Genomic DNA, 20,836 nt, shown 5'->3' with positions numbered 1-20,836 from the left:
GTCCGTAGAAAATGCCGAACGAACAGAACGTTCGGAACAAACCGAATTTCCCGAACGAGCCGAACAAACCGAACGAAATTTATTTATTTAGCCAACTGTGAATTGTACTTTTTGAACGATTAAGAATTTTGGCAATTTCTTCAATACTTTTGCCCTTATCTCGAAGTTCTAAGGCAATTTCCTTTTCATCATCTTTATTAGTAGGCTTAACATCAACACCAATGTGTTCAGCTTCATCTACACCATCAGCAACAAACTCAAACCAAAGCGTATCAGGATTCAAGCGAATAAGTTTCGCTCCGTTTGATTCTTCACTATGGCGTGATTTATAGCGTTTAAAAATACGGTATTGAATATCTTGTTTGCTTTTACGAAGAAACATATCGCTATCTACCAAATCAGACTTTACACCCGAACCACTCTGTAAATCAGAATCGGTTAGTAAGTTTTTGGTATGTTTGCGAGTATGGTCAGTTATAATAATTGTAGTTTGCAGAACATCTTTCAAAGTCAATATCAATTGCATTGCTTTGGCGACTTCCTTGTTATTGTTAGTGTCTGAGTTTAAGAATGCGACTCTGAAATTATCAAGAATGATTAGTACAGGTTTCTGAATCTTTGCCATTTCAATGATAGCTTCCACTTCTTCATCAAGGCTCTTTCGAGTGGTATAAACGTAGCATTTATACTTCTTGAAGTTTAATGATGTGGGTGGTTTTTGAAATAACTTTGCTATTCTTCGGGCAATCGTACCTTCTGATAATTCACAGTTTATAAAAAGCGTGTTTCCATAAAACTCTATTGCTTCATTCAAATAAGATTCCCACTCACAAGAAATGGCTATACATATTTGAAGTCCCAACCAAGTTTTGCCAACGCCACGCTCGGCTGCAAACAATGAAGCTGAATTTTCAAGAATATAATTACCCAAGAGTTTTCTGAGTAAAGGCAAACTTTCTCCGAGTTTGGCTAATTCTTCCAGTTCTTTTAGTGATGATTGGTGTATAATTTTCCCGTTCTGATAATTGGAATTATCAGAAATTTGCTCTAAATTTGTTCCCATATCTTATTGATTAAAAGTTTTTTAAGGGGATAATACTGGCGGGTATTACCCCTTTTTTGTTTTTCTTTTTAGTTTTGTTTCTCTCCCTGATACTATTACTTCTCTTCGCAAAAAATAAGGTTTACCACCTCGGAGATATTTTTTTAGTACTCCCTGTCGTGCATAGTTATTAATTGTTTGTCGAGTACATTTTAGCAATTCTGCTACTTCCTCAATTGTCATTTCTTCTTCTCCAGTTACAAGGCTTGATACCGCTAAATATTGCCTTAGTTTTTCCTCCATCAAATCACCTATTTGTGCCAGAAAAGTGTTAGGGTCTTGCGAAATAATTATTCCATTGATAATCATAATTATAAATTTTTAAAGTTTGATAGGGCAAAAAACAGTCTTTTTAAGGACGAATACGAGAAAGGGAATCCCCCTAATTTTGGAAAAATTGAAAAAAATAGTTTTCCAAACTTTTCTAAAATATTCTTTCCTTTGATATGTTCTAACTCCAAACTTTTTGTACTTCCATGACCGCCATTAGATTGTCAATACGGATATATTTCATGAAAGCTTTTTCAGACTTGTGTCCACTTAGTTTCATAATGGTTTGCGGAGCTACGCTTTTGAGATAAAGATTGGTACAAAACGAACGTCGGCAGATATGTGTGGACATTAGTTCGTATTTTTTATAAATCTTCTCTTCTGTACCAAACTGTTTTCTATGAACTACACTGATGGGAGAGTCAAATTTTAATCTTTTCCCTAATTCTTTCAGCTTAGAGTTAAAATCGTTGTATTCTATTGTAGGAATATCATAATCATATTTTTCCACAACAGCTTTTACATAAGGGTGATAAGGAATTAAAACACTTGAGCCTTTGAGTTTTTTTTGATAAGATTGAATGAAGTCAGGTTTAAAATTGTGTTTTTTTAAGCGACTAAAATCAGAAAAACGTAACCCTGTATAACAGCCTATAATAAGCCAATCTCTGGCAAGTTCTAATTCTGAATTAGCAAAGTCATATTCATACACCTTTGTTAATTCGATTTCATCCAAGAAAATTTTATCAACCTCCTCTGTTATTACTTTTAGGAAATCAATTTCAAATCTTTGTATCCATTTTTTAGAAAACGCATAATTGAGGAAAGTTTTTAAATTTTTGATTTGCTTTCCTACAGTATTATCATCCATTCCTACCTTTCCATTCTTTAACACGATGGTATTTCTTAAAAAAGATACCAAATCATCGTAGAAGTCTTTGCTAATTGTATTGAATGTGATAGGATTTTGTATGTGCTTTTCAAATGCTTTTAAATTATTAGATAAAGCATAATACCCCTTTATACTATCCTTTTGAATACGGTTCTTTGATTCTTCACAAAAGCGTTCAAAAAGGCCATAGAATGAATTATCATCGGTTATTATGTCTTTATTATCAGCCTTTAAAAATCGGTCAAACTCCATTCTGACATATTGCGGAGTTGGTTTTATTCCTTTTTCATTAGCAAGCCTAATTATTTGCTCAGTTTGTGCTTTATAGAGCTTTAGAATATCATTTAACTTGACATAATTTTCAGCAGAACGTCGAACTTCAGTTTTTTCAAAGTTCCATTCAGAGGGGGAAATAAATATACTGGTATGAATGAGTGTTCGTTTATCAGAAGTGTAACAATATTGTAGATAAATAGGTGTAGTGCCGTCTTTTTTAAGATGTTTTTTGTTGATTATAAGTTTTACTGTTGCCATTTTCTTTCGATTGAATTGTCGAGTAATATGGCGTAAAACTATATAAACTTTTATTTACAAAAAAACAAGCAAAATGTGCAAAATGTTGATAATGTGTGAATTATGTAAAATTGTGTAAAAAACTGTAAACACGTTTTTGATATAGAGGAATCCGCTCGGGACCTCTAAAAAACGCAAAAAGCACCCCAAAAGGGTGCTTTTTTGTTGTTTTTGGCATAAAAAAGCCTTTTTATTTAACATCTAATAATCAGTTTTATCACTGTTCATGATACCAGTTTGATACCGCTTTTTATTCTGGTTACTTGAGGTATGTTTGTGAAAACTAAACGTAAACAAATCATGCAAGTAGAATACAAAGTAGTTTTCAACAGAAAAAAGAAGTTAAATAACAAAGGAAAAGCACTCATCCAAATTGAAGCTTATTTAGATGGCAGCCGTAGATATTTCAGTACGGATATTTATATCACACCCCAAGAGTGGAAACCTTCTCCCTTAAAGGCCAAATACATTGCAGTTGGGACATACAACAATGGTGCTTACTATAATAAGCTAATCTTAGATAAGATTCAGGAATTAAGCAGCTTCGAGCAGAAGTGTAGAGTTAATAACAACGGCATTTTTTCATTATCAGATTTTGATATTTTAAATCAACCAAAGCCAGTAAAGCCCATACTTTTGACTTTCACAGAGTTCTACGCTCAACAACTCGAAATTGAAAAGAAAAACATTGAGTTCGTTACTTGGCAGCAGCAAAAAACAAACCTTGACTTTTTGAAGGAGTACTGCCCTGTCATTGCCTTTGAAGACCTTACTTATGCTTTAATCGAAGGATACGACCAATTTTTGAAAAAAAGAAAAGGACGAGACGGCAAAGGTATGAAATTAAACTCGGTGGATAAACGTCATCGCCAAATGAAGAAATACATTGCATTGGCTATTAATCACGGGCATCTACCTTATGACCAAAATCCTTATTTAAAGTTTAAATCAAAAAAAGAAAGTGTAAACAAAGCATGGCTTTCAAACCTTGAGTGGGAAAGATTAGAGAATCTAACGTTTGACAGTGAATCAACTCCACTTATGGAGTTAGTAAAAGATATGTTTTTATTTTCAACATATACAGGTTTAAGATACTCTGATGTTCACGTTTTGACTAAAAAGAGCTTCCAAAATACACCAGATGGTTTAGAATTAGTCATTACAGCTATAAAAACCAATAAACCTTTCAGATTACCTCTTTCTCACCTATTTGATGGAAAGCCACAGGAAATTGCCAATAAATACCTAAATAGCGATAAGAATAGATTATTTTATGGCATTACTAATCCTAAAGCGAACAAACTTATCAAGGAGATTGCCAAACTGGCTAAAATCAACAAATATTTGACATTTCATTCTTCAAGGCATACTTTTGCTACACACATGGTTCAAAAAGTAGGATTATTATATGCTCAAAGTTTATTACAACATGGAGATATAAAAACTACGAGTGGATATTTACACGTTGACCAAGTAGAAATGTTTGAGCAGTTAAAAAACAATGGAGAAATTGAGAGAATAGGTGATGCAACTAAAACTACTATTTGGAAAAGCTCAGACAAAATAGAAAGAAAATAGAAAGAAAATAGAAAGAAAATAGTATTAATTAATTGACAATCAAGTAATTAATACACATATTAATTATAAATTTAGAAAGAAATATTATTTTTTTTAGAAACAAAGTACAAATAAATTCAATCGTTTTTGAGAAAACGAACCTAATCATGGAAGACAATGAACTTATGAACTCTCTTAGTGAGGTTGTGAAGGAGCATCAACAATTGGTAAAGCGTGCTTTAGGTATTTATAGTGTCCAAGTTTCTGAACTTATTAATTCTCAAACGAAAAACAATGAGGAAATACAACATCTACTTGATGGATTACTTAATTTCTGTTTTGATGATGATTTCTTGTTATTATTCAAAAAAGTTTGTCGCTACTACTACCCTATCAATCCGCAAGTAACAGTCAATTATGTTTATAGATACCGAGATTTATGGGATGAAAATTATCAACCTAAAGATAATGGAGAAGGAAGTAGCACAACAGATTAGGATAAACGTTTAAAAAAGGCACACCATTTATAAAACGTATCAATTTATATATTCCAGTTAATAACTGGAATATATACACATTACATAAGGAAGAATTAGATAAGCTAAAAAACCTAAAAAAGGCTTTGTTAGAAATCTTCCTTCAAATTATGTATCATTTCGCTTGATATTATACCCGAAAAGGTATAGATTTGGTTATTAAAATTAAATTATACCCTTTCGGGTATATATTTTTATGAAAATAGCTTCATTTATCAAAGAAAGAAGAAAGCATTTAGGCTTAACCCAAACCGACCTTGCCGAAAAAGCGGGCGTTGGCCTTCGTTTTGTCCGTGATTTAGAGCAAGGAAAACCCAGCCTTCGGCTCGATAAAGTAAATCAAGTTTTAGATTTATTTGGGAGCGAAGTGGGCGTAATCAGAAAGGAGGCGAGCCATGAGTAGGTCGGGTCAAGTTTTTTATCAAGATAATTTGGCAGGTATCATTACCGAAAATGAGGATGGCTATTTTTTTCAGTACGATGAACGTTATTTAGAGCTACCCAACGCTCAGGCAATATCTTTCATCATGCCTTTACAAAAACAAGTTTTTAGCAGTAATACATTATTCCCGTTTTTCGATGGACTAATTCCCGAAGGTTGGCTTTTAGCGATTGCGTCCGACAACTGGAAAATCAATTTGCGTGACCGCATGGGCTTGCTTTTAGCCGTTTGTGGCGATTGTATCGGAGCAGTAAGCATCAAACCTATAATCGACGAAAACCATGAGTAGATGCTTATATTGCTATCAGCCCTTAGAAAATCAAGAAATAGATTTTCATAAAAAATGCTCCAAACATTTTTTTGGGGTAAATCAAGCTCCTATACTCAATTTTGGCGTGGAAGAGTTGAAATTGATGGCACAGAAAGCCATAGTTCAACGTATGACGGTTACGGGCGTTCAGCCCAAATTATCGCTTTCATTAGAAAAAGTGGATGCTACTCATAACAGACTAACCATTGTAGGATTATGGGGAGATTATATTTTAAAACCTCCTACCGAACATTTTCCGCAACTACCCGAAAACGAAGATTTAACCATGAAACTGGCAGCCTTATACGGTATTCGCACGGCAGAGCATTCACTCATTCGTTTGAGTTCGGGCGAGTTGGCTTATCTTACCAAACGATTTGATAGACAAAACGGGCAAAAAATCCATGTAGAAGACCTATGTCAATTAACAGGTACTTTAACCGAGCATAAATATCGTGGTTCGATGGAAAAAGTAGGAAAGGCTATTAAAACATTCAGTACCAATACGGGTTTAGATGCACTATCGTTTTTTGAACTAAGTATCTTTTGTTTCCTGACGAGCAATGCAGATATGCACCTCAAAAACTTTTCACTGATGAAAACACCAACGGGAGAAATTCAATTAACTCCTGCTTATGATTTAGTTTCAACCAAATTGGCAATGCCCCAAGATTTGGAAGAAATGGCATTAACGATTAACGGAAAAAAGAATCGCCTAAAAAAAATAGACTTTGATAAATTGGGCGAATCGTTGGGAATTAGTCCAAAAGCAATGGAAAGGGTTTATCAGAAATTTGCTAACAAAAAGGAAAGCATGAAGAAGATGATTCATGAAAGTTTTTTAAGCCAATCGCTGGCAGATGAGTATTTGAATTTGGTAGTAGAAAGAGAGAGAAAAATAGAAACAAAATAGCTTTAATTAATTGACAATCAGTCAATTAACACACACTACTTATAAGTTTAGAAAGAAGTACTATTGTTTTTAGAAACAAAGTACAAATAAATCAACAACTAATAAGTCAAGAAAGACAATTATCCGTTTCGCAAAGTGGAAAATAAGAATTAACTCAGTTTAAAACTCTTAATTCAGCACAAAATCTGATGAGTCTGAAGATAATATGAGTACTTATTGATTCGATTCAAAGGAGTATAACAAGTTTATAGGCTTTTTGAAATGGGCATTGCAAAAAATATTTATGAAAGAGATAATAGAAAAATACAGAAAACACATACAACAATATGGTTTATCTGATGAACTCTTCAAATGGGAGGTTTTGGCAAAATATCAAAGAAAACCAAGTATTGATGCCGATAAATTTGTAGAAGACTTCAAAGCAATAGACTTTAGAAACTTGCTTTTTTATAATGCTATTTCAGTCCGTAATCACTTACTAAAAGATAGACCAGAAGAGTATAGAAAGTGTTTAATAACCCTATTTGATGAAAAGACTCCACTAAAAGACCGAATTTCAAGGTTTGATAATGAAGTATTACAAGTTTATCGCACACTCATCCCACATCTTGGTCATCATCATGATGAAAGAACAGTATCAACTTTCCTTACTTTTCATAACCCTGAAAAATATACTTTATACAAGGATTCGTTTTACAGAAAATACTGTATTTATTTAGGTGTAAAGCCTAAGAAAAAAGGAGAGAAATACGTTCATTACTTAGAGTTAGTTAGCGATTTCATCAATGATTATATCAAGCCAGATACCGAACTAATTGAATTATTTAGGTCAAAACTACCACAAGGGGTATTTCAAGATAATCATTTCATGATTCTTGCCCAAGATATTTTATATCTAACATTCGATAAGAAAATTGAATCTAAAGCAAATGAATCTACAAAAAAATACTGGATATACGCCCCTGGTGAAAATGCTGAACTTTGGGATGAATTCTACGAAAATTCAATAATGGCTTTGGGTTGGGATTCTCTTGGGGATTTAAACGAATATGAAAGTCGAGAATTAATACAGCGAGAACTTCAACAAATTGAACAAACTCAAAGTACTAAACGAAATGATACTGCTGCCAATATTGATTTCAAAGAAAAAATGCAAATTGGAGACGTAGTATTTGTTAAAAGAGGGCGTAGCGAACTCTTAGGATATGGCATTGTGAGTTCAGATTGCTATTTTGATGAAGGAAGAGATTATTTTAAAAACTGTCGAGATGTTGAGTGGAAAACAAAGGGAGTATGGAAAGCTGACCACAGTTTAGTCTTAAAAACATTAACCGATATTACGGACTATCCAACTGATAAAGCTGAGTTTAGATACTATTATGAAACACTCTTTGCTTTAATGCAAGAATCTACGGAAAAAGTTTTAAACATGAACCACCCACTCAACCAAATTCTTTACGGCCCTCCTGGCACTGGAAAAACATACTCAACGGTTGCTCATGCCTATGAGATAGCAAAAGGTATAAAGGTAACCGACGAAAACTATACTACGGCCAAAACATGGTTTAAATCAGAACTTGCCAAAGAAGAAGACCGCCAGCTTGATTTTATCACATTTCACCAAAATTATAGCTATGAAGATTTTGTGATGGGACTAAAACCCGACCTTCGTGGTGAAGGATTAGGTTTTAGCGAACATAGAGGCGTATTCTTTGAAATTTGCCAACGAGCTTTGACAAACTTAAAAGATAGTCAAAAACCAATTCAAGATATTAGGCAAGAAAAAAGCTTTGATGAAATATTAGAATTATTCAAGAACAAAGTTTTAGACCAGATAGAGACTGATAAAAACGGTCAATACAAGATAACAGAATCCGTTTATATTGATGAAGTTACAGAGGATGCTTTTTATTATACTGGAAATAACTGGAATGTAGGTAAAAGACGGATGAAGTTTGAGGATATAAAAAAGATATATAACAGCGGTTTTACAAGTAGGCAAGAAGCTAAAAAAACGCCTGATATTTCTGGTTTAGCAAGAGAACATATATCTTATTATTTCAAAATTACGGTCGAATTGAGAGAATTTGCCCAAACAAAGGAGAAAGAAATCACTATTCAGGCTGTTGAAAGTGTGGCTCTCAAAAACTACGTTTTAGTGATTGATGAAATCAATCGAGCCAATATCTCAAGAGTTTTTGGCGAACTCATAACCTTGATAGAAGACGACAAACGCTGGGGTAATGAACACGAAATGGAAGTTCGTCTGCCCGATGGTAAGACTAAGTTTACAGTACCAAAAAACCTTCATATTATCGGCACAATGAATACGGCTGATAAATCAATAGCCTTGCTTGATATTGCACTAAGACGACGGTTCGAGTTTGTTGGTCTATTCCCAAATAAAGATAAGGTTGTAAACGAATATCAAGACTTTTTTGTAGCCCTCAATTATGCCATTAAAGCGAAAAAAGGCGTTGATTTTATGATTGGTCATGCTTATTTTATGAATAAAGAAAATCAAGCATTCAATTTTAAGTCGGCTATGAATACAAAAGTAATTCCATTACTGAATGAATATTTTTATAATCCACGCTCGACTGATGATGTCAAGAAGATAATCAATGACGCCATTGAGGTGCTAAATAAAACATCTATAACGAATAAATATGAGGTTGCTGAAGAAAATTATCAATTAACCATCACTGAGAAAAATGCAGGTAATTAATCTCTTTGAGTTTGATAAATACCATAAACTTCCAACAACCGATGTCGATGGATTTAAGTCATACTTGAATGACGTATGGAAAACTCGTAATCGTTTCCGTTATGAAGTTGACGAAACCGAACAGGAATTCAGCGAAGAAGAACAGGCTATTTTCGGTCGAAATAAGCAGCGATTTATATCATTTGATGGCTCATTTATCAGAGCCAGAAACTATGTTGGTTTTATCCAGTATGAAGGACAACGAATAAATATTTATCCAAAAATCTGTAAAGACAAAAGCCCTTCTTCGATACTAAAGCATTTGTTTTATTGGCTCAGTTATAGTAAACGTATTCGGTTTCCATTTGCACAATTACCTCTTGATAAAGAGTTTGCAGATGATTGGCTCGAAGCACTCATTTATATATTTGCTCACCAAACAGAAGAAACGCTAAACAATCAGCCTTATCAAGCCTACCAAGAAGTAACCGAAGAAAGTAGCTTCCTAAGAGGTAGATTGGCGATGAACGAATACATAAAGAATAATTTATCGAGAGGAAGATACCAATATTTGTACTGCACTTACGAGCCTTTTTTGTTTGATAATCAGTTCAATAGAGTTGTAAAGTATGTAACCCGACTGCTACTCTCGGTTAGTTCCAGCACAATCAACCAAGAAAAACTCAATTCTATACTATTTCTTTTGGATGATGTGTCAGATGAGTATTGCCAAGCATCAGATTGCGACTTGGTAAAATTGAATCCATTGTACCAAGAACTAAATGTAATATTGGAAATGTGTCGAATGTTTTTAGAATCAACATCCATCAGTACCAATGATAGTTTGAATAGTAATTTTTGTTTATTACTGCCAATGGAAGTAATTTTTGAGGATTTTATTTTCGGATTCATTGAAAAACACTTACCCGAAACAAAGCCGAAGTCACAGAAGGAAACGTTTCTTACCAATGAGCAAGTTTTCAAAATGAAAACAGACATTGTACTCAAAAATCCACGAATGATTATTGATACAAAGTATAAAATAAGACAACATAATGCTGATTCAAAGCAAGGCATCTCACAAGCGGATATGTACCAAATGCTGGCTTATGCTTACAGACGTGGCGTGCATAATGTTTTATTGATTTACCCTGCCACAAGAGGCGATAGTGCAGCTCACTTCACAATTAGTGATTCATTAGGAAACAATCCTATGATAAACATTTCTGCAATGGATATGGAAATATATTCGGATGAGAGTTTGATGGATTTGGAGGTGGCGTTGGAGATGCAATTAAGAAAAATCATAAAACCAGTTATGGAATAAAGATTTAGGAGCATACTACTTACCTTCAAAATCAAAGATAAAAAGATAGTAATATGCTCCTAAAGTGCATAAATAGTGGGAATTTATATTTTAGTAAGCAAGCTTACTAAGAGGAACTGCCAATCCAAGGTTTATCACAAAATAGTTCTTTTTATTTTCTTCGGAAACAATTGCATCTTTTATATCTAACCATTTAAGCGATAAATTGACAGATATTCCTTTTTCATCTTGCGAAGGCAGTCCAAAAATAAAATCTAAACCTAAATCTTGAATAGAGTACTTCCCAAATGTTTGATTATATGATGGAGCTACTGCAAAACTCGACAACCAATTCCCTTTAATGAATTTGGGCGTAACAAGGGCTTTTATACCCCAGTATCCCAGCCAAATATAGTCCGAAAGACCAGTATAAGTATCATTAGGCTTATCATACTTTACTCCTAAAGTGTTATACAAAGACTGCTTTCCAGTTGATTCATCAAGGTCAGCATAGATGGTATATAAAGTTGCCGAATTGTAAGCCTTGACACCGACTGTGGGAGTAACCAACACATTAAAAATATTTCTCTCATAAAACCAATTACCTTTTACGTACAAATCCCATGGTTTAAAGTTATTGGTGGTTGTGTCATTCTGTTTATTTACAAACTTATAATCATTTCCCTTTATCGGTAGATACCCCCCAATTGAGACAAAACCTTTACTGATGGTTTTAATTTTATCCTTTGCGTATGTGAGTTCATCATCGGTAAATTTATCTCTGTACTTTTTATACAATTCTTTTTCAAAGCTTTTCAGTTCTGAATCGGTAAAAGCTTGAAAATTAGTATTCGATAACTGTAATTTTTTAAATTCACTTACCTCATTATCTGCAAGTTTTGTTAAAGATTCTTTTAAAAACTCTCGTCTTTTTTGCATTGCATCAATAATTGTTTTATCGTTGCAGTCTTTCTCTGTTCCAATAGTCCCTCTCCTTAAAAAAGTTAAATTGAATGATAGTCCAACGTTATTTGAAACCTTAGTGTCTGCAAATAGTTTCCCTACTTTATCACTTACTAATCCGATATTATAGATTCTTTTTATGTATTTATTATCACTTTTAGGACGTATAAAGTTGAACCCTATGGTTGTCTTTCCATCGGCAGCATCATATTTAGCATAATTTCTAAAAAGACTCACATCAGTCCCGCCTGAAAGATAATATGCCATTTTTTGTGCAAATAGTTTATTTAAAGATGGGTCTGATAATATTTTAACAAAACATTTTTCAGGGTCTTTCCTTTGTACTTGTGCTAATGTAGGGTTTGATAAATCATCTAAATAAGATTTCAAAGAGTTTAGGTCTTGAGCAACAATACTCAATGGAAATAGAAATACCAAAAAGATACCAAGAGTGCAGGTTAATTTTTTCATAAAGGTCTGTTAATTAATTTATGCCGAATATATTTGGTTTACCTTAATTTTAATATTCATTTTTATTTTTCGGTACATTCTATTTTTACCTTATCATTGGGAGGTAATAATAACATATTTGCTACCCATATTGATACCCAAATCGTTTTTCTAAGCTAAAACACTGATTATCAACACATCCTCGAATCCGCTCGGGACCTCAAAAAACGCAAAAAGCACCTTAAAAGGGTGCTTTTTTGTTGTAAGTCATTAATTTATCTTTACAGTCCTGCTTCCTCAGGGACTTCCTCAGTTACTACTTCTGATGTAAATGCATCAAATGGTTGTCCGTTGCTTCTGGCAGTCATGGTTTTATCACAACTTTCCCATTCAAAATATTTTCCTTTGTTTACAAATTTACCAGGGTTTGTCATTGGTTCGCCATTCAAGTAAATCTGATTTACCTGCGATACATTATAAAATCCATTGGCTATGATTGAATAATAATTTCCATCAGATAGCTGCACAAGTGCATGGAAAACCGTGCGGTCTTTGTTTTGCTCTTGCCCAATGCGTAGAGGCATTTTTTTAGCCGTTACGGGTTGTATATCGCACGATTCTTTCAATACTAAGCCTTTCATCGAAGGGGTATTTTCTATCGCATTGACAATCATGGTTCGGTAAGCAAATTCGAGATGCTTTAACTCATAATAATCTTCTTTGATTGGCTCAAAAATAGCCTTGTATAAATCCTGCTTTTTCTTGTCGGTCGTAAAATACTTTGAATAAACATAGCCTTCGTCGTTATTGAACAAGAAACTAAAAAATGGTGTGTCGCTCACAATTACCTTGTAATAACCTCCTTGTAGGTCATTTGAATACAATTTTAACTCCGAGGTCGTTGGTACTTCTACGTTATTTTTATCCATGTTTTTACCAAAGAGGTCGGCACTGCCCAAAAACTTTCCATCTTTTTTTGATGAATCCCTGATAATCAATTCATTACTTAGGGCATAGACCGTTCCGAGTTTTTGGTATTCATAAAACTCATAACCTACATAAGCTAACACTCCCAGCAACGCAATAAAAAAAACATTTCTGGTTGTATGATTTGGTGCAACATAATTATCGGTCGAAACAGTTCTTGGCGGAGGTGTGGTATTCGAGGGTGGCGTTGGTTTGGGCGTACGCTCAACCTCCACACTGGGTTTTGATGCTGGTTCAAGTGGTTTCTGCTCTACATTATAGGTAGGTGTCACTCGCTCTACCTCAACTTTGGGCGTTGGCTCAGGATAATTTCGCTCCAAATTATATACAGGAACTACGGGTTCTATTCTCGGTATTTCCTCAATTACATCTGGCGTTATGTATTCAGTATTTTTTCGGAGTTCTTCTTCACTTTTCAGAGCTGTAAAAGTTCTTTCCTCTGAACTCCCATCTAACGAAAACTTTTCATAAACCAACGAAAGATATTGACTAATCTGCTGATTATCAATTCTTTTTAGAGCATCCAATTTATCGCTCGAAAACCTAATTTGTGGATGTTTTCTTTCCAGAAATTTAAGAAATTCAATAAAGTTGTTTTGATTAATATTCGACATATAATTACTCATTTGTTATAGGCTAATTCGGATAATTTATAAACCACATCAGTAGGTACGAAAGCGTATTTTACCTGCCCCGCTGTTTCGATTTTAAAACTTGCCTCGACTGTGTTTTTTTCATGTTTTATCGAAAACCTGTCGTCGTCAGTTTCCAGCAATCTTGGGTTATCGTTATAAAAATTTGTAATACTATTACCTTGATTACGCAGCTTCACTTGAAATCTATCATCATCTGCCATCGAAACCGTGGCATCATCTTCGTAAGCCAAATCAATAATTTTGGTCAGACTATCTACTCGAATCTTCACGATATTTCGCTCAGAAAGTTCATCGTTTTTTTCGGGTTTGCGTAATTCAAACGGTTTGGGCTTAATTGATAAATTCCAGACATAAATCCCCAATACAAGTATGATAATGCCAAAAAAAGCATAGATTTTTTGCATATTTTTCATTTATCTCATATAATTTTTAAAGGATTCGGAATCAATAATTTGATTAATAATGGCTCGATAAACCGCCCACTCTTGGTTATCGGCTTCGTTGGCCGTAAAATAAACCACATAAAACTTATTCGGTTGACCAAAAGTTTGGGTTAAATCATTTTGCGAAATTATCAAAGCCAAACGCTTCGAATCGTTCTGTTTTCCTTCTTTGATTGTTCCAGTTTTGGCGTAGCAATAATAATTTCGGTAAACATTCGTGCCACCAAATAAACCTGATGCCGTTCCACCACCGAGCAATACTTGTTTCATGCCTTCAAGCAAATTTTGTTGCATAAAATCTACAAAAGTTTCATTCTGCCAAGTGCTGTCAATTTTCCAAGTCGATTTTCCAAAATCACGGTTCGTGAGGTGCAGGCTATAATCTTTGTTTTGGCTAATCATCTTGCCAAACATCTCGGTCATTTTCATTGGCGTTACGTTATACGGTGTTCCGCCCAAGGTTGGGTTTTTCAAACCATTGAAAAAATTTGTGAGTGCATTTGGGTGTTTTCGTTCGGCTTGAATAAAATACGATTGCTCTGGAAAACTCCACAAAAATCCGCCTACTTGTTGCTCTCGAAGTTTATCATAGACCACTGAATCAGCGTAATCTACCCTACCCTTACCTTTGATATTGCGGTCGGTTTTATCAATATCTTCCACGATTAAGCCCAGATTTTTGTCGATTCCGAGAGCCAAAAGCGACTTTTCATTACCAAAATACGTTTTTTCGTCTTTTGAGCTTCGAGGCCATGCTTTTTCTTTGAACGATTTCAAGCGATAAGACACGCCCCCCACTTCGAGTGCAGGAAACTGATTATTGGGGTCATTTAATTTAGTGGAAAGTGCATTTTCGATTTTGTATTGATTATTTTTCTTGAAATCGTCTCGGTGATACGAACCCAAAAACAATAATGCCGAATGATAAAAATTACTTGATGTTTGTAGGTATTGCACCGCACCGATACTTCCCCAACGTTCACCGTGTTCATCAATCCAGCCTTTTCTTTTCGGAAGTACATAGCCCGCATATTGTCCAGCCGATTCTTTTGTATCGCCCTTTTGTACCGAAAACACACTCGCCTGAGCTGGCTGTAAAATCAAATTTTCCCAACCAGCATTGAGCTGCGATGCAACCGAAGCATAAACCAAAGGTTTAATCGACGAACCTGGGCCGTAAGCCAAATGCAACAAATTGGTATTTCCCCATTGGTCACGCTCGTTTTTGTTATTGCTAAAGAAAAAATACTTTTGGTTCATTTCTTCAATAGCAAGGGCGTTGTTAGGGTCGATTAATTTCCTGTTTTTTACATAATCTTGCATTAACCTAATTTTTCCATCACCATCGGCGGCCATTACAGCAAATTTGAAATTAGGCACATGCTTAAACTTATTTCGGAAACTATACAAAACGGTGTCATGAACTTGCTTATTCAACTCATAATCAAGCGAAATAGTGGCGTTCGTTTTCAACAAAGTATCAACATTATAGGCCGATTTCAGAGCATTACTGTAATTATACGCCCAAAATAATTTTTCGGCCATCGGATAAACCATGCGTTGCTTGCCATTGACCCAATAATTGCTCATAAAAGCATGATTATTGTTTTTTGAAAACGACACCAAGAAATGCTTTTTGTCTTCGGTCACTTGGGCAAGTTCGTCGATATCGAATTTATTTACAAATCCACTAATATCTTGACTCAAAACTTCTTCTCTTTGGCTCGAAACGATGTCAATAGTAGTGGTTTTGCGTTTGACTTCGTTTTGCAAATTGAGCAACACAATTGGCTCCGAAATTCCCACAAACCAAGTAGGTGGCAATACCGCAACTTTGAGCGTACCTCCCTCTGAACCCGCAAAAAACGGAAACTTTGTGGTATTGATTATTCGGTTATGAATCCTGAGTATCGGATAAACCGTCGAGTCTGCACTTTCTTGATACAAATTACCTTTCCAAGCGGTTTTGTCTTGATAAGGCGGTAATTCGAGATACAAATGTTTGTTATAAACCGACTGATAACGGTCACTGTCGTAGCGAATGTAAATCGGGCTATCTTGCCTAAAAGCATAGGCAGGATTTTTACGCAGAATATCAAAAATACTCTGCGAATAAGTGTCCGAAGTATCGTACAAAGCCTTAAACTCGTCAGATTTCAGCAAAATCGACAGGATTTTTGATAAATCTTGCGGAATCATATTTTCTTTGTTCAATGCTCCATTATTGCTCGTTCGGAGCGTATCCTGAATATCATTGAACAAGTCATTGAGGTTTTTGTTGATAGCCGTTTCGGTTTTGCTCAACGTAATCTGAAAGTTTTCTTCTCGGAGATTATTCGACCGACCACTCACCAAAAGAAACACCGCCACCGTTCCGAAAAATATGCCATAACGAGTAAAATCATAGGTCGGAGCAATGGTTTTGATTTTGCGTTCGATGGGCTGATTGAGCAACGGAATAAAAAACAGCGTCAGTGGCAGCAGCAAACTCAGTTTACTGGTCAGACTCAAAAACGGAAAGTCTTGCCCAAAAAACACAAAGCGATTCGTAGAAGCCAACCACACAAAAAAGCCCAACGTAAAGACAAAAATCAGAGCGATGCTTCCACCGTAAGACTGCGGGGCAAACCGAGTTTTATTATTTGAATCTTGCTGATATAATTGGTAGCCCATCAGATGCACGAGCATCGGAATGGCCAAAAGCATGAGCAATAAATAGACAATTAAAGAACCAAACTCAGCAATCACGTAGCGTGGCAAAACCACATCACGGGTTTGAGTCGAATAATTGACCCCACGATTGAAATGTGGCTTAAAATCAATGCGTTTTGAATCGTTTTCGGTCTTATTGAGATAACTATTGATAAACCATTGCCCTTCGGCGGTTTCAATGATTTTTCGCTCTTTAAACGAACTATAATCACTTTCAGCAATCAAATCATCAATCGGCTGATAGATTAATGACGCTCGCTGTGCCACACTCTTGATTTGGTCGTCGATGATGTTATCAATAAAATTTCTCGAAAACGGAATAACCAACACCAAAACTAAAGCCAAACCAATACCCAAAATCTTGTTCTGATTTTTCTTCGGCTTGGTCAAATACAAATAAAGCGTTGAGCAAGCAATAACAATAATCAGGATAATATTTCGGTGAATTAAGAGCTTATGAAAGAGCGGTTTATAACCAATAAAAAGCAAATAAATGAGTAATGAAATAATGCCATAAATCCAGTAATTGTTGGGTTGCCAAAACATCGACCAACGGCTACCCGAATGAGCTGAATAGGGTTTGCGGAGAAAACTAACAAAGATATTTTTGAGTAAAAGAAACAACAAAAACAACACGCCAAAGCCTCTATCAAAAATGGCAAAAAATATAAAAGTGGCCAAAGTCAAGTAAAACTCTTGGTTTTCGGCCAAATAATTGAAAAACTTGTGCGTAAAACCTAAGATTTTATTACGGAAATACGGCTCGGATTTCGGCTGAAAATCGGTTTGTTGGTTGATTCTTACGGAGAAAAACAAGTAAGAAACCAAAGGAATGAAAATACCAAAAATACGAACAATGAGGTCGAAATTGGCGATTTTAAGCAACAATCCACAAACCAACAAAAGTCCGATATGGAAGTACAAATATCGTTTTGGTTCGGCGTGGTACTTTGCCAATAATTGCTCAAAAGCGGACTTTTTCCAACGATAAATATTCAGAAAAATGATGAATAAGGCTGGCACTAAGAACGTCAGCGGCACAGGAAGTGTGAAACTTCCGAGCGTAAAATCGAACTGAATAAGGGTATTTTCGAGTTCGTATTTACTGATATTTTCGAGCGGTGGAAAAGTGGCTACTCGCCAAAGCAAAAGAAATCGATAAGCCAACAGGGCATAGATAACCGTAAAAATAATCGGTTCGATACGTTCGAGTTTTTGGCCAGCATTGAAAAGCAAGGTAAAAACCAACAACAAAAATAGTATCGAAAGATACATTAGGTTGCTGTTGAGCGAGAAACCATTTGCCGAAAAATCACGGACATGAAAAAGCCATTCGTGGTTTTTATCTTGCGAACTAAGCGTAAAGTTTTTCTTGAAAACCGAAGCCTTTTGGTCATTTTGAAAATTATCAGTCATTTCGCCCGAAAAACCTACACCTGCTTGATTGATGGTGTAAATCATCGTTCCCGAAAAAAGATTCGACTGGGCATTTCGGAGGTTTTCGTGAAACAAAAAGCCTTCTTTCAACGACGAAGCATTAAGTAGCTGCGTGTAATGATTATTCAAAAAACGCACTTGTTTTGTGCCGATTTCAATAGCCTCTTTTTGAGCCGATAAGTCAAAAAACTGTGGAAAATCGAACATCAAAGCCACATTTTTAGTGCTATTCGGATACTTATTTTTATCAATCGCACTAAAGAAATATTGTTTACGAATATTATAGAAACCAATAAAAAATCTACTATTGGCATCAATCGTAGATTTTGATTGTAGCATAGGCGAAACCACCGAACCATCAACTGTTAAAGAATAGCCATTCTCAAAGAAATCATTCGTCGGGAAAAACGTAAGGCTATTTTCGGTGTTCGGATTTTTCAGTAAATAAGCATCCCCGATATTTTGCAAGATACGCTCCAGCACTTGTTTCGACTGGGCTTTTTTTGACACAAAACCATCGTTTTCAATCAAAATTGTGTATAGCTTCTTGCCTTTTTCGAGAGCCACATCAGTCACTTCGATTTCGTCCTCAAACGATGAACTGAGATTCAATTGCCTTAAAATACTTTTGGCATCGCAGCGAATCGTAAGACTATAAACGTTTCTGATTTGGTCTTTACCGAGTAGCCTTTTCCATAATGGTGCTTCATCAACGGTTTTGATATTGGTACATCGCACACTTACGCTATCATTGCTGATGGTGAAGTTATTATTGATGGATTTTCGGAAAATAGTATTGACGGGCGTAAATGCTTCATCTGCCGATTTTCTAACAAAAACAGGCTCGAAATAACGGTCGAAACTCAACTCAAAGCTACCACTATTGGTCTGTCTGGCTTTGAAAGTGCCATTTTCATTACTCCAAAGACCATCAACTGAAGGTTGATTGGCGTTGGTAGAAAGCGTAAGCGATTGATTGAAAGCCACCCCGATATTCGACACGGCATGATAATCAGCATTATTGAAATAGGGCTTCGACTCGCTGGGTTGCTGGTATTTTCGCAACACATAAACCGATGCCAAAAATGTCAAGGTCAGCAGTGTTAGGCCCAGAAAAGTTGAGAAAAACTTATAGGTTGCAAGGCGTTTAGCGTTGAGTGCTTGTTTATCTAAACTTGGAAATCTTTTCTGAAATTCTGGTCCGTCGATGATTCGCTCAGAACTGATGATTCCGAGAAAAAACAACAACGAAAACACAATAACGCCACACAAAAACAGCGAAAATAAATTCAGAAAAAAGTAAAGACCCACCACCAAACCAATCAACAGCAACGACAAAATTATAATTTTTGATTTGGTCATTTTGACGAATCGTTTTTAATGAGATACCCATTGATATTGACATTTTTTAGCTCATTGACTTCGTACTGTTTCAGCACATCAATGATATGAAGCACCAATTTATTATCGGTGTTGGTCGTATTGGCCGAAAAATCAATGGTTTTAAGCAACGAATGAATTTGTGGGTTTCGGAACTGTTGCAGATTAAGCATATCTTGCTCATTGCTCACGCCATTTTTGTGCTTTACATAACTCATAAAATGAAAAGCCAAAGGTAGTAGATTCTCAACGAGTTTTTGTTGGGTTTCTCGGTTGGCTGGGTAGTCGGTATCGTCTTTGAAATGCACGATAAACGGCCTAACGTATTCGTTCAGAATGGCAGTCAGATATTCTTTTTCTTGGCTGTTTTGCGTCTCAATTTCCTGCAAAGCTCTTTGATGGCTTTGTTTCATGCTTTCCAATTCTCGGCTCAACTCTTCGTAGTCTTTACCCAATTTTATCGAATCGAAGTATTTATTTAGCAAAGCATCGAGGGCCGACAAGTCGGAGTAGTTGCCTCTCATGCCCAACTCGCTTTTTATTTCATTAATCTTATCTTTGAGTGGGTCGTCACTGGTCGAAGTTGTTTTCTTTTTTGCCATGAGATATAAATAAGTTAGTAAACCGATTGCCAAAGCTAAGAATCCGATGATTCCCCAGAGCATTTCTTTGGTAAAAAAACCACTCGAAGAAGCCACTGGCTCATCAGCAATCGTAATGGGCGAAATTACCAAAGAAGATTGATGATTGGGCAAACTATAAATACGATTTATTAAATGGTTAATTACGTCGGAGCCAAAACGTGGGTCGGGCGTATAATACTTGGTTTTTAAATCAGCTTCTTCGCAGCCCAACAAGCCATAGATACGATTACGGGCTTCCTGACTGGTATCTTGCATCAAAAACAATGTGTCGTTTTTGATGGCTTTCCCAAAAAGAGAAACCGTGATACTATCTTCTTGACTCGAAATAGTGAAAGTACAGCCATCTTTTAGGTTGGAATTGACCTGTAGTTTAAGACCAACCGTGCGTTCGGAGAGATTTCCCGTATTGGCAATTTTGAGGGTATCGGCCAAGCACCAAGCTACCTTCGGTAAAACAAAAAGCAATACTGCAAGCGTGTATTTGAGCATATTTTGGGCTGTTTTAAATGCGTTTGTATAATTTCAATAAGTCGTCAGAGTAATAAATTTCCCCTCC

Annotated in this window: 15 protein-coding genes; 7 read left to right on the top strand and 8 right to left on the bottom strand. The window is 35.5% G+C overall.

Annotated elements, in window-relative coordinates:
- Positions 1-79: 79 nt before the first annotated feature.
- The 3 genes from ABR854_RS18920 to ABR854_RS18910 form a co-directional block, all read right to left on the bottom strand.
- Positions 80-1,063, bottom strand: a complete 984-nt coding sequence (locus tag ABR854_RS18920) for an AAA family ATPase (protein ID WP_350267409.1) — start codon at positions 1,061-1,063, stop codon at positions 80-82.
- A 45-nt stretch (positions 1,064-1,108) separates the two neighbouring features.
- The gene (locus tag ABR854_RS18915; protein ID WP_350267408.1) at positions 1,109-1,411 is read right to left on the bottom strand and encodes a helix-turn-helix domain-containing protein; all 303 of its coding nucleotides are present in this window, start codon (positions 1,409-1,411) and stop codon (positions 1,109-1,111) included.
- Positions 1,412-1,553: 142 nt separating this feature from the next.
- Positions 1,554-2,798, bottom strand: coding sequence for a phage integrase SAM-like domain-containing protein (locus tag ABR854_RS18910; protein ID WP_350267407.1), 1,245 nt, complete (start codon positions 2,796-2,798; stop codon positions 1,554-1,556).
- A gap of 339 nt (positions 2,799-3,137) precedes the next feature.
- On the opposite strand from ABR854_RS18910, the gene ABR854_RS18905 reads away from it, so the two are divergent.
- From ABR854_RS18905 to ABR854_RS18875, 7 genes are all read left to right on the top strand, one after another.
- Entirely contained in the window at positions 3,138-4,415 is a 1,278-nt protein-coding gene (locus ABR854_RS18905) for a site-specific integrase (protein WP_350267406.1), read from the top strand.
- A 164-nt stretch (positions 4,416-4,579) separates the two neighbouring features.
- Positions 4,580-4,891: a hypothetical protein gene (locus ABR854_RS18900; RefSeq protein ID WP_350267405.1), complete on the top strand. Its 312-nt coding sequence runs from the start codon at positions 4,580-4,582 to the stop codon at positions 4,889-4,891.
- Between the two features lie 235 nt (positions 4,892-5,126).
- Positions 5,127-5,333 carry a helix-turn-helix transcriptional regulator gene (locus ABR854_RS18895; RefSeq protein ID WP_350267404.1) on the top strand — a complete coding sequence of 69 codons (207 nt, stop codon included), beginning with the start codon at positions 5,127-5,129 and terminating at the stop codon, positions 5,331-5,333.
- Entirely contained in the window at positions 5,326-5,661 is a 336-nt protein-coding gene (locus tag ABR854_RS18890) for a HipA N-terminal domain-containing protein (RefSeq protein WP_350267403.1), read from the top strand. Before ABR854_RS18895 ends, ABR854_RS18890 begins: the two co-directional genes overlap by 8 nt.
- Positions 5,654-6,595: a HipA domain-containing protein gene (locus ABR854_RS18885; protein WP_350267402.1), complete on the top strand. Its 942-nt coding sequence runs from the start codon at positions 5,654-5,656 to the stop codon at positions 6,593-6,595. The genes ABR854_RS18890 and ABR854_RS18885 overlap by 8 nt, the downstream gene beginning before the upstream one ends.
- Positions 6,596-6,878: 283 nt before the next feature.
- Positions 6,879-9,323: a DUF8426 domain-containing protein gene (locus ABR854_RS18880; protein ID WP_350267401.1), complete on the top strand. Its 2,445-nt coding sequence runs from the start codon at positions 6,879-6,881 to the stop codon at positions 9,321-9,323.
- Complete coding sequence (locus ABR854_RS18875; RefSeq protein ID WP_350267400.1) at positions 9,310-10,629, top strand: McrC family protein; 1,320 nt, start codon at positions 9,310-9,312, stop codon at positions 10,627-10,629. Before ABR854_RS18880 ends, ABR854_RS18875 begins: the two co-directional genes overlap by 14 nt.
- 90 nt (positions 10,630-10,719) lie before the next feature.
- On the opposite strand, the gene ABR854_RS18870 is transcribed toward ABR854_RS18875, so the two are convergent.
- The 5 genes from ABR854_RS18870 to ABR854_RS18850 form a co-directional block, all read right to left on the bottom strand.
- Positions 10,720-12,042, bottom strand: a complete 1,323-nt coding sequence (locus ABR854_RS18870) for a hypothetical protein (protein WP_350267399.1) — start codon at positions 12,040-12,042, stop codon at positions 10,720-10,722.
- A 260-nt stretch (positions 12,043-12,302) separates the two neighbouring features.
- Positions 12,303-13,622 carry a hypothetical protein gene (locus ABR854_RS18865; RefSeq protein WP_350267398.1) on the bottom strand — a complete coding sequence of 440 codons (1,320 nt, stop codon included), beginning with the start codon at positions 13,620-13,622 and terminating at the stop codon, positions 12,303-12,305.
- Positions 13,623-13,630: 8 nt separating this feature from the next.
- Positions 13,631-14,077, bottom strand: a complete 447-nt coding sequence (locus ABR854_RS18860; RefSeq protein ID WP_350267397.1) for a hypothetical protein — start codon at positions 14,075-14,077, stop codon at positions 13,631-13,633.
- On the bottom strand, positions 14,078-19,618 hold the full coding sequence (locus tag ABR854_RS18855) for a hypothetical protein (RefSeq protein WP_350267396.1): 5,541 nt from the start codon (positions 19,616-19,618) through the stop codon (positions 14,078-14,080).
- Positions 19,615-20,769, bottom strand: coding sequence for a hypothetical protein (locus ABR854_RS18850; RefSeq protein ID WP_350267395.1), 1,155 nt, complete (start codon positions 20,767-20,769; stop codon positions 19,615-19,617). The genes ABR854_RS18855 and ABR854_RS18850 overlap by 4 nt, the downstream gene beginning before the upstream one ends.
- Positions 20,770-20,836: the final 67 nt, after the last annotated feature.

It is taken from the genome of Emticicia sp. W12TSBA100-4, assembly GCF_040253585.1.
Classification (GTDB): Bacteria; Bacteroidota; Bacteroidia; order Cytophagales; family Spirosomataceae; genus Emticicia.
Note: the sequence above shows the minus strand (reverse complement) of the source record. Positions and strands in the feature narration are given on the sequence as shown.

Excerpts from the sequence above, each read along its gene's own strand:
- ABR854_RS18875 (WP_350267400.1), top strand. The coding sequence starts at position 9,310 with ATGCAGGTAATTAATCTCTTTGAGTTTGATAAATACCATAAACTTCCA.
- ABR854_RS18870 (WP_350267399.1), bottom strand. The coding sequence starts at position 12,042 with ATGAAAAAATTAACCTGCACTCTTGGTATCTTTTTGGTATTTCTATTT.
- ABR854_RS18850 (WP_350267395.1), bottom strand. The coding sequence starts at position 20,769 with ATGCTCAAATACACGCTTGCAGTATTGCTTTTTGTTTTACCGAAGGTA.
- ABR854_RS18915 (WP_350267408.1), bottom strand. The coding sequence starts at position 1,411 with ATGATTATCAATGGAATAATTATTTCGCAAGACCCTAACACTTTTCTG.
- ABR854_RS18865 (WP_350267398.1), bottom strand. The coding sequence starts at position 13,622 with ATGTCGAATATTAATCAAAACAACTTTATTGAATTTCTTAAATTTCTG.
- ABR854_RS18880 (WP_350267401.1), top strand. The coding sequence starts at position 6,879 with ATGAAAGAGATAATAGAAAAATACAGAAAACACATACAACAATATGGT.
- ABR854_RS18860 (WP_350267397.1), bottom strand. The coding sequence starts at position 14,077 with ATGAAAAATATGCAAAAAATCTATGCTTTTTTTGGCATTATCATACTT.
- ABR854_RS18895 (WP_350267404.1), top strand. The coding sequence starts at position 5,127 with ATGAAAATAGCTTCATTTATCAAAGAAAGAAGAAAGCATTTAGGCTTA.
- ABR854_RS18890 (WP_350267403.1), top strand. The coding sequence starts at position 5,326 with ATGAGTAGGTCGGGTCAAGTTTTTTATCAAGATAATTTGGCAGGTATC.
- ABR854_RS18910 (WP_350267407.1), bottom strand. The coding sequence starts at position 2,798 with ATGGCAACAGTAAAACTTATAATCAACAAAAAACATCTTAAAAAAGAC.
- ABR854_RS18905 (WP_350267406.1), top strand. The coding sequence starts at position 3,138 with ATGCAAGTAGAATACAAAGTAGTTTTCAACAGAAAAAAGAAGTTAAAT.
- ABR854_RS18855 (WP_350267396.1), bottom strand. The coding sequence starts at position 19,618 with ATGACCAAATCAAAAATTATAATTTTGTCGTTGCTGTTGATTGGTTTG.
- ABR854_RS18885 (WP_350267402.1), top strand. The coding sequence starts at position 5,654 with ATGAGTAGATGCTTATATTGCTATCAGCCCTTAGAAAATCAAGAAATA.
- ABR854_RS18920 (WP_350267409.1), bottom strand. The coding sequence starts at position 1,063 with ATGGGAACAAATTTAGAGCAAATTTCTGATAATTCCAATTATCAGAAC.
- ABR854_RS18900 (WP_350267405.1), top strand. The coding sequence starts at position 4,580 with ATGAACTCTCTTAGTGAGGTTGTGAAGGAGCATCAACAATTGGTAAAG.